8 protein-coding genes and 1 pseudogene are annotated in these 9,377 nt (G+C 68.9%); 2 read left to right on the top strand and 7 right to left on the bottom strand.

Annotated elements, in window-relative coordinates; all coding sequences use genetic code 11:
- Positions 1-124: 124 nt before the first annotated feature.
- From ABT352_RS17680 to ABT352_RS17670, 3 genes are all read right to left on the bottom strand, one after another.
- Positions 125-1,075, bottom strand: a complete 951-nt coding sequence (locus ABT352_RS17680) for a carbohydrate ABC transporter permease (RefSeq protein ID WP_350945904.1) — start codon at positions 1,073-1,075, stop codon at positions 125-127.
- Between the two features lie 55 nt (positions 1,076-1,130).
- Positions 1,131-2,105, bottom strand: coding sequence for a carbohydrate ABC transporter permease (locus ABT352_RS17675; RefSeq protein ID WP_350945903.1), 975 nt, complete (start codon positions 2,103-2,105; stop codon positions 1,131-1,133).
- A 69-nt stretch (positions 2,106-2,174) separates the two neighbouring features.
- Positions 2,175-3,533, bottom strand: a complete 1,359-nt coding sequence (locus tag ABT352_RS17670) for an ABC transporter substrate-binding protein (RefSeq protein ID WP_350945902.1) — start codon at positions 3,531-3,533, stop codon at positions 2,175-2,177.
- A 195-nt stretch (positions 3,534-3,728) separates the two neighbouring features.
- On the opposite strand from ABT352_RS17670, the gene ABT352_RS17665 reads away from it, so the two are divergent.
- Complete coding sequence (locus tag ABT352_RS17665; RefSeq protein ID WP_350945901.1) at positions 3,729-5,108, top strand: GH1 family beta-glucosidase; 1,380 nt, start codon at positions 3,729-3,731, stop codon at positions 5,106-5,108.
- The gene (locus ABT352_RS17660; RefSeq protein WP_350945900.1) at positions 5,105-6,100 is read left to right on the top strand and encodes a LacI family DNA-binding transcriptional regulator; all 996 of its coding nucleotides are present in this window, start codon (positions 5,105-5,107) and stop codon (positions 6,098-6,100) included. Before ABT352_RS17665 ends, ABT352_RS17660 begins: the two co-directional genes overlap by 4 nt.
- A gap of 118 nt (positions 6,101-6,218) precedes the next feature.
- Here ABT352_RS17660 and ABT352_RS17655 read toward each other — a convergent pair whose 3' ends face one another.
- The 4 genes and pseudogenes from ABT352_RS17655 to ABT352_RS17640 form a co-directional block, all read right to left on the bottom strand.
- Positions 6,219-7,214 carry a LacI family DNA-binding transcriptional regulator gene (locus ABT352_RS17655; protein ID WP_350945899.1) on the bottom strand — a complete coding sequence of 332 codons (996 nt, stop codon included), beginning with the start codon at positions 7,212-7,214 and terminating at the stop codon, positions 6,219-6,221.
- Between the two features lie 40 nt (positions 7,215-7,254).
- Positions 7,255-7,422: pseudogene (locus tag ABT352_RS17650) on the bottom strand (family 1 glycosylhydrolase); the annotation flags it as partial.
- A gap of 66 nt (positions 7,423-7,488) precedes the next feature.
- Positions 7,489-8,346 carry a carbohydrate ABC transporter permease gene (locus tag ABT352_RS17645; RefSeq protein WP_350945898.1) on the bottom strand — a complete coding sequence of 286 codons (858 nt, stop codon included), beginning with the start codon at positions 8,344-8,346 and terminating at the stop codon, positions 7,489-7,491.
- Entirely contained in the window at positions 8,343-9,308 is a 966-nt protein-coding gene (locus ABT352_RS17640) for a carbohydrate ABC transporter permease (protein ID WP_350945897.1), read from the bottom strand. The genes ABT352_RS17645 and ABT352_RS17640 overlap by 4 nt, the downstream gene beginning before the upstream one ends.
- Between the last annotated feature and the right edge of the window lie 69 nt (positions 9,309-9,377).

The following is a 9,377-nucleotide window of genomic DNA, read 5'->3' as shown; positions in this document are numbered from 1 at the left end:
GCCGCGCGCCGTGTCCCCCCGCGCCCCCCCCCCTGTGCCGCTCGTCTTCCCCCCCCCCCACCACCCCCCGGCGGCGCCCCCCCCCGGGGCCCCCCCCCCGGCAGGTGGACGCGGAAGAGGGTGCTCAGCCCTTGACGCCGCCCGCGAGCAGGCCGCGGACGAAGTAGCGCTGCATCGACAGGAAGACGATCAGCGGGATGATCAGCGAGACGAACGCCCCCGAGGTCAGGCGCTGCCACTCGTTGCCCTTGGTACCGGCCATCTGTGCCAGCCGTACCGTCATCGGAGCGCTCTCCGGGGTGCCCCCGGCGAAGATCAGGGCCACCAGCAGGTCGTTCCAGACCCAGAGGAACTGGAAGATCGCGAAGGTGGCGAGCGCGGGCCCGACCAGCGGGAGGACGATCGTGCGCAGGATCTTCCCGTGGCTCGCCCCGTCGACCCTCGCCGCCTCCATCAACTCGCCGGGAAGCTCGGACATGAAGTTGTGCAGCAGGAAGACGCCCAGCGGTAGCGCGAAGCAGGTGTGGGCGAACCAGACCTGAATGAACCGGGCGGGGCCCTCCAGCTCCCAGGCGGGCATCAGCTGGAGGCCGAAGACGGACACGCCCTCGGAGAAGAACGAGAGCAGTGGCACGAGTGCCATCTGCAGCGGCACGATCTGCAGCGCGAAGATGCCGATGTAGATCCACTCTCGTCCGCGGAACGGCAGCCAGGCGAGCGCGTACGCCGCGAAGGTGGCGAGGGCGAGCGGGAAGAGCACCGACGGGATCGTGATGACGATCGAGTTGATCAGGAAGCTCATCATCTGGCCGGAGGACGAGGAGGTTCCGAACAGGACCTGCTGGTAGTTCTCCAGGGTGATCTGCGGGTCGGAGAAGAACGTCCACCAGCCGGTGGTCTTGATCTGGTCCTCCGGGCGCAGCGAGGACAGCAGCAGGCCGAAGGTCGGGGTGGTCCACAGGACCGCGATGACGATCGCCGCGGCGCCGGCGACGCGGCCGCTCAGCCTCCGCCGTACGCGCTGCGGTGCCGTCGTCGCCTCGGGCCGCACCATGGTCTGGGTCAACGTGGCCATGTGGACTCCTTCGCCGTCCGCGTACTCGCGACGCGGGGCCTGCCTGCTCGCCCGGTCACCTGACGGCCTCTCTGCGCTGGCGGATCTGGTAGATCACGATCGGGGTCACCAGGACGAACAGGAAGACCGCGAGGGCCGCGCCCTTGCCCGTCTCGCCGTACCGGAACGCCTGGTTGTACATCTCGTTGGCGATGACGCTGGTGTCGAACTGGCCGCCGGTCATGGTGCGGACGATGTCGAACAGCTTGAGCGTGCCGATCGACTGCGTGACCAGCACCACGATCACGGCCGAGCGGATGGACGGCAGCGTCACCCGGAAGAACATCTGCAGCGGGCTCGCCCCGTCCAGCCGAGCGGCCTCGACGATCTCGGCGGGGATTCCCTTGATCGCGGCGGAGAGCACCACGGTGGCGAAACCCGCCTGGATCCAGACCATGACCACGATGAGGAACAGCGTGTTGAGCGGTGCCTCCTGCAGCCACTGCTGTGGTTCGCCGCCGAACGCGACCGTGATCTGGTTGAGCAGGCCGATCTGGTCCTGCTCCTCGGAGCGGTAGGCGTAGACGAAGCGCCAGATGATGCCCGCCCCGACGAAGGAGATCGCCATCGGCAGGAAGACGAGCGACTTGGCGAGCGACTCGAAACGGGTGCGGTCGACCAGGACGGCGTAGACCAGCCCGACCGAGGTCACCAGCAGCGGGACGAGCAGCACCCAGACGAGGGTGTTGCGGAGGACGATCACCGCCTCCGGCTGGGTGAACATCCAGGCGTAGTTGGACATGCCGACCCACTCCTTGCCGTCGCCGCTCATGAACGACAGCAGGGTGGTGCGCACGGCCGGTACGACCAGGCCGATGGCGAGGAGCAGGATGGCGGGCAGGAGCAGGATCGTGGCGTGGGTCCACGCGCGCCGCCGCATCGGCGCGCGGTCGAGGAGCACCAGGATCACCGCCACCACCACGAGGAACGCGGCGACGCCGATCAGCAGTTGGAGGAGTTTGGGCAGTTCGGCGGCGAAGTCGAAGTCCATCGGAGAATCTCCCGGGAGGACGACGGTCCGGTCCTGCGCATCACGCAGAACCGGACTCATCGGGATATATCAGGACTTGGGCCAGGAGGCTTCGATGTAGTCGAGGACCGTCTTGGTGTCCTTGCCGTTGATCCAGTCGGTCATGCCCTTCCAGAACGTGCCCGCGCCGACCGCGGCGGGCATCAGGTCCGAGCCGTCGAAGCGGAAGATCGTGCTCGGGTCCTGGAGCATCTCCATGGAGAGCTTGTCGATCGGGTTCTGGGCGTTGGCCGGGTCGACGCCCTTGCGCGCGGTGACGTAGGTCGCCAGTTTCATGCGGGCGGTGGGGAACTCCGCGGAGGCGAGATACGCCTGGACGGCCTGGACCTCGGGGCGGTCGGTGAAGGCCGCCACGAACTCGCCCGCGCCGAGCACCGGCTTCTTGGCCGGGTCGTTGCCCGGCAGGTAGAAGGCGAACACGTCGCCGTCCTCGGCGACCTTGGTCCCCTCGGGCCAGAAGTTGGCGTAGAAGGACGCCTGGCGGTGCAGGGCGCACTTGCCCTCGGTGATCGGGACGCCGCCCTCCTGGAAGGCGGTGCTGGCGATCGACTTGACCGGGCCGTAGCCGCCGTTGACGAACTTCTCGTTCTTGAGGATCGCGCCGACCTTGTCGACCGCCGCGGTGACCTTGGGGTCGTTGAACGGGGTCTTGTGGCTCACCCAGTCGTCGTATCCCTCGGGACCGGCCTCCCTGAGCATGAGGTCCTCGATCCAGTCGGTCGCCGGCCAGCCGGTCGCGTCACCGGACTCGATGCCCGCGCACCACGGCTTCACCCCGGAGTCGGCGATCGTGTTGGTGAGCGTCATGAGCTCGTCCCAGGTCTTGGGGACGGCCCAGCCCTTCTCGGTGAACATCTTCGGCGAGTACCAGACGAAGGACTTCACGCTCGCGCCGAGCGGGGCGCCGTAGAAGACGCCGTCGACGGTGGCGTACTTGGCCCAGTCCTCCGACCAGCCCTCGGCGGTGAGCTTCTTGATCTCCTCGGAGGCGGGCTTGAGCTTCCCCGCCTTGGCGAAACGCTCAAGAAGGCCCGGCTGGGGGAAGAAGGCGATGTCGGGAGGGTTGCCGCCGTCCGCGCGGACCTGGATCTGCGCCTCGAACTCGCCGGTGCCCTCATAGGTGATCTTCATTCCGACACAGTCGGCGAACGGCTTCCACGCCTTCTCGAAGTGGTCGGCCTCCGCGTCGCGGATCGGCGAGTAGATGCTGACGGTCTTGCCCTCGTGTTTGCCGTACTGACTGAAGGCGGCACATTCGGGGGACGCGCCGGCGTCGTCGCCACCCGCCGATGGCGTGGGGTCCGCGGATCCGCAGGCGGTGACGACCAACGCCAGCCCTATGCTGCCCGCCACAAGGGCGGTACGCCGGGGCCGAGAGAGGAGCGACATGGAACCATCCTCCAAATACACAATTGCCGGGGAGTGTGAGAGCGCTCTCTGGAAGAGTTGTCTGCCCACAACGCAAAGTCAAGAACCGTGATATTACGGTTACCATCTCAGAATTCTTGACACGATCTGTGCGGTACCGTGATGCTCCAGAGAGCGCTCTCACGTAACAGCCGAACAGAATGGGGCGGTGAGGACATGACCATGTCCGCCGAAAAGTCCTACGACCTTCAGGACTCCGGCGTGCTGAGATTCCCCGAGGGCTTCGTCTGGGGTGCCGCCACCGCGGCCTACCAGATCGAGGGCGCCACCCGGGATGACGGCAGGGGCCCCTCCATCTGGGACACGTTCTCCCGCACCCCCGGCAAGGTTCACGCGGGCCACACCGGTGACGTCGCGTGCGACCACTACCACCGCTATCCCGAGGACGTCGCGCTCATGCGCGACCTCGGCCTGCACTCCTACCGGTTCTCCATCTCCTGGCCCCGCGTGCAGCCCGACGGGTCGGGGCCCGCCAACCCGCGCGGCCTGGACTTCTACGACCGCCTCGTCGACGAGCTCCTCGAAAAGGGCATCACCCCCATCGTGACGCTCTACCACTGGGACCTGCCGCAGACCCTGGAGGACCGCGGCGGCTGGACCAGCAGGGAGACCGCCGCGCACTTCGCCGACTACGCCGCGATCGCGCACGGCAGGCTGGGTGACCGGGTCGAGACGTGGACCACCCTGAACGAGCCCTGGTGCTCGTCCTTCCTCGGCTACGCGTCGGGCATCCACGCCCCCGGCCTCGCCGAGCCCGCGCTGGGCTTCGCCGCCGTCCACCACCTGCTGCTCGGCCACGGCCTGGCCGTCCAGGCGCTGCGCGCCTCGGGCGCCGCCACGGTCGGCGTCACGCTCAACCTCTCCCCCGTGATCGGCGACGACGCCCTCGCGGTCGAGCTCGTCGACGGCCTGCAGAACCGGATCTTCCTAGACCCGGTGCTGCGCGGGGAGTATCCCGCCGACGTCGTCGAGCGTGCCCGCCGCTTCACCGACTGGTCCTTCGTCCAGGACGGTGACCTGGAGATCATCGGTCAGCCGATCGACCTGCTGGGCGTGAACTACTACCACCCGCAGACCGTGACCGTCCGCGCCGGCGAGCCCGCCAACCTGGTCTATCCGGGCAGCGAGGGCATCGCCTTCGGCGGAGCCGACGCGCCGCAGACCGCGATGGGATGGCCGGTGCAGCCGTTCGGCCTCACCGACCTGCTCCTGCGGCTCTCGCGCGACTATCCGGGCACCCCTCTGATCATCACCGAGAACGGTGCCGCCTTCGACGACGTCGTCGAGGACGGCGAGGTGCACGACGTCGGCCGCCTGTCCTACCTCGACGGCCACCTGCGCGCGGCGCACGCGGCGATCGAGGGCGGCGCCGACCTGCGCGGATACCTCGTGTGGTCGCTGCTGGACAACTTCGAGTGGGCCGAGGGGTATGACAAGCGGTTCGGCGTCGTGCACGTCGACTACGCGACGCAACGCCGCATCCCCAAGGACAGCGCCCTGTGGTACAGCCAGGTCGTACGCCGGAACGGACTGTGAGGACCCGTCCGACCCTGGAGAAGGTGGCCGCCCGGGCGGGTGTGTCCCGGGCGACGGCCTCGCGCGTGGTCAACGGCTCCACGCGCGTGGCACCCCAGATCCGCGACGCGGTCAACCGCGCTGTGGAGGAGCTGGGCTACGTGCCCAACCAGGCGGCGCGGAGCCTGGTCACCCAGCGGGCCGACTCCATAGCGCTCGTCTTCCCCGAGCCGGCGACCCGGGTCTTCTCCGACGACCCGACCTTCGCCGGGATCATCCGCGGGGTCAGCCTGGAGATCGAGGAGGCCGACAAGCAGCTCGTGCTGATGCTCATCGGCGCGACGGGCGGCTACCAGCGGGCCGAGCGCTACGCCACCAACGGCCACGTGGACGGCGTGGTCATCGCGTCGATGCACGGCACCGACCCGCTGCCGGCCATCCTCGCCAGGCGCGGGGTGCCGGTGGTGTGCAGCGGCAGGCCGACCGTGCCCAGCAGCCTGCCGTACGTGGACGTGGACAACGCCGGCGGCGCCGAGCGCGCGGTGCGGCACCTGATGGAACGGGGCAGGCGGCGCATCGCCACCATCGCCGGGCCGCAGGACATGATCGCCGGAATCGACCGGCTCGACGGCTACCGCGCCGTGCTGCGCGACTCCGACCGCCGCTCCATCGTCGCGGTCGGCGACTTCACCCGGGAGTCGGGGACGACCGCGATGCGGCAGCTGCTCGCCGACGACCCGGAGATCGACGCGGTCTTCGTGGCGAACGACCTGATGGCGCTGGGCGCGCTGACGGCCCTGCGCCAGGCGGGCCGACGGGTCCCCGACGACGTCGCGCTGGTCGGCTTCGACGACATCCCGGCCGTCTCCTACGCCGAGCCTCCGCTGACCACGGTCAGGCAGCCGACCGTCGAGATGGGACGGAGGCTCGCCCGCATGGTCCTCGACCTGGAGGAGAAGGCGCAGGTGACACTCCCCACCGAGCTGGTCGTCCGGGAGTCCACCGCGTCCTGAGACCGGTCGCCCTCCGGCCACGGGAGCGGGCGAAACTCAAGACCCGACGAAGAGCACGGACCCGAAGCCCCGGTCGGGTGCCAGGGCTCCGGCCCCCGGCCCGGGCTCCGAAGCGGGACTACGAGGACGCCCGGACGACCAGATCCGTGGACACGATCATCGACTCGGCGGGGCCTCCCTCAAGGAGGGAGAGCAGCAGGCGGACCATCGCCGCGGCCTGCTCGGCATGCGGCGTGTGGATGGTCGTCAGCGGCGGGTCGGTGTAGCGGGCGGCCTCGATGTCGTCGTAGCCCACGATGGCGACCTCGTCGGGAATCCTCCGGCCCGCCTGGCGGAGCGCGTGCATCGCGCCGATCGCCATCAGGTCGTTCGCGGCGAAGACCGCGTCGATCTCCGGGTCGTCGGCGAGCAGCTGCCGCATCGCGACCGCCCCCGACTCCCGGGTGAAGTCGCCGACCGCGATGATCGAGCGGCGGTCGGAGTCGCGCAGCACCTCGCGGTAGCCGGTCAGCCGGTCCTGCCCGCCTATCATGTCCAGCGGCCCCGCGATGGTGGCGATGCGCCGCCTGCCTCGCTCCAGCAGATGCCGCACGGCGGTGGCGGCGCCCTCGACGTTGTCGTTGTCGACGTACGGTATCTCGACCGGCACGGCGGGTCTGCCGTAGGAGACGACCGGGACGCGCAGCCGGGTGAGCGCGACCGGCAGCGGGTCGGCGCCGTGGCTGGACACGAGCATGACGCCGTCGACGTGGCCGCCGGCGATGTAGTGCTCCACCCGGGCATGGCTCTCCGGCGACCCGGCCAGCAGCAGCACCACCTGCTTGTTGACGGCCTCCAGCTCCAGGCTGGCCGAACGGATGACGGTGGAGAACATCGGGTCGTCGGAGAACACCCGGTTCGGCGACTCCGAGACGACCAGCGCGACCGAGTTGGTCCGCTGGGTCACCAGGTTTCTCGCCGCCCCGTTGGGGACGTAGCCGAGCTCGTTCACCGCGCGCATGACCAGGTCCCGGATGTCGGCGGTGACCGTGGTCTGGCCGTTCACCACCCGGGAGACGGTCGACCGGGAGACCCCGGCACGGGCGGCGACCGCCTCCAGGGTGGGACGTCTCATCGTGTTCTTCCCCTACCGTCGATTGCGGTCCGTTACGTGCGATGACATCGCGGTACAACGGCGCGCCGTCCTTGAGCGGACGCCGCCGGGTGGCGAAGTCCGCGCGCACGATCCCGAACCTACGCCGGTCCCCTCCGGCCCACTCGAAATTATCAGCAGCGGCCGGATGACCACGCACGTCCGCCCCTTCGGCGATCGCGGCGTGCACGACGCGCGGGTGGCCGTTGCCGTCGGCACGACGGAGGCGAGGGTGGCCTCCGAGTGCCGACGGCGGTCATCCCTTCACCGCCCCCTGCATGATTCCTCCGATGATCTGTTTGCCGAGCAGGGCGAACACGACGACCAGTGGCAGCGTGCCGAGCGTGGTGCCCGCCAGGCCGAGCACGTAGTCGTTGACGTATCCGCTGGCCAGTGTGGACAGGGCCACCTGGACCGTCGGATCCTCCGGGGTCAGGACGACCAGCGGCCAGAAGTAGTCGTTCCAGACCGACATGAAGGTGAGCATGCCCAGCACCGCCGCCGCCGGGCGGGCGGCCGGGAGCACGACGTGCCAGAACAGGCCCCAGGTGCTGCAGCCGTCGACCCGGCCCGCCTCGAGCAGCTCGGTCGGCAGCGCCCTGGAGAGGTACTGGGTCATGAAGAACACCCCGAACGCGTTGACGAGCGCGGGCACGATCAGCGCGTACATGGTGCCGGTCCACTCCAGCTTCACCATCAGCATGTACAGCGGGATGATGCCGAGCTGGGTCGGCACCATCATCGTCGCCACGGTGAGCAGGAGCAGGGCGTTGCGCCCGCGGAAGCGCAGCTTGGCGAAGGCGAACCCGGCCAGGGTGGAGAAGAGCATCACCGCGAACGCGACGGCGCCGGAGACGACGACGGAGTTGAGCATCGCCAGGGCGAAGGGGACCGTGTCGAAGACGCGGGCGACGTTGGCGAAGAAGTTGCCGCCGGGGATGAGCGGCGGCGGCACGTCGGCCAGGGCCGCGTTGTCGCGGGAGGCGACCACGACGCTGTAGTAGAGCGGCATCATGGAGAAGAACGCCACCGCGGCGAGCGTGAGGTAGGTGAGCCTGCGGGCGGCGCCGCCGGAACGACGGCGGACCGCGGGGACGGCGGTGTGGGCGCTCATGTCAGCCCTCCCTTCCCACGACGGGTGAGCAGGTAGTTGACGCCGACGACCACCACGATGAAGACGAACATCATCCAGGAGATGGCCGAGGCGTAACCGAAGTCGAGCTTGGTGAAGTTCTCGTAGATGAACAGGGAGAGCGTCTGATACTGCCGGTCCACCCCTCCGGTGACGAGGTAGGAGCCGAACAGCAGCGGCTCGGCGAGGATCTGCATCGCGCCGATCGTCGAGGTGATGACGACGAAGATGATCGTTGGCTTGATCATCGGAATGGTGATCCTGCGGAGCTGGGTCGTCCCGCTCGCGCCGTCGATGGTGGCCGCCTCGTACAACTCGCGCGGCACCGCCTGCATCGCCGCCAGGAGGATGAGGGCGTTGTAGCCCGTCCACCGCCACATGATCATGGTGGAGATGGCGAAGTGAGAGCTGAGCACCCCCTCGTTCCAGGCGACGCCCTCGACGCCGACCAGGGAGAACACCCAGTTGATCATGCCGAAGTCCCGGCCGAACAACTGACTGAAGATGACCACCACCGCGACCACACTGGTCACGTTGGGCAGCAGCAGCGTGATGCGGAAGAAGGTCTGCGCCCGTAGCGGCCGGTTGAGCAGGTGGGCGAGCCAGATGGCGAGCAGCAGCTGCGGCACGGTGGACAGCACCCCGATGGACAGGGTGTTGAAAGTGGCGTTCCAGAAGTAGTCGTCGGCGAGCAGCGCTCTGAAGTTCTCCAGGCCGACGAAGGTCTGCTCGTCCCGGAGCAGCGTCCACTCGTGCAGGCTCACCCAGGCGGTGTACGCGAGGGGAAACAACCCGAACGCGGAGAAGAGCAGGAAGAAGGGGGCCACGTAGGCGTACGGCGAGCCCTTGACGTCGAGTTGGTGAACCAGTTGGCGGCGGAGGCGGGGTCCCGCCTGCCTGTTCGGCGGGACCGCCGCCAGGCGATCGGGCGCGCGAGTGGCCATGGCAGCTCCTTTCTGCGGTTCTTCGGACGGCGGGAGAAGTGCGGCCCGTCAGGGCGGGCGGCGTCGGCC

The organism is Streptosporangium sp. NPDC000563 (assembly GCF_040299985.1).
Classification (GTDB): Bacteria; Actinomycetota; Actinomycetes; order Streptosporangiales; family Streptosporangiaceae; genus Streptosporangium.
The sequence above is the reverse complement of the archived record's forward strand: the minus strand, read 5'-3'. Positions and strand labels throughout refer to the sequence as shown.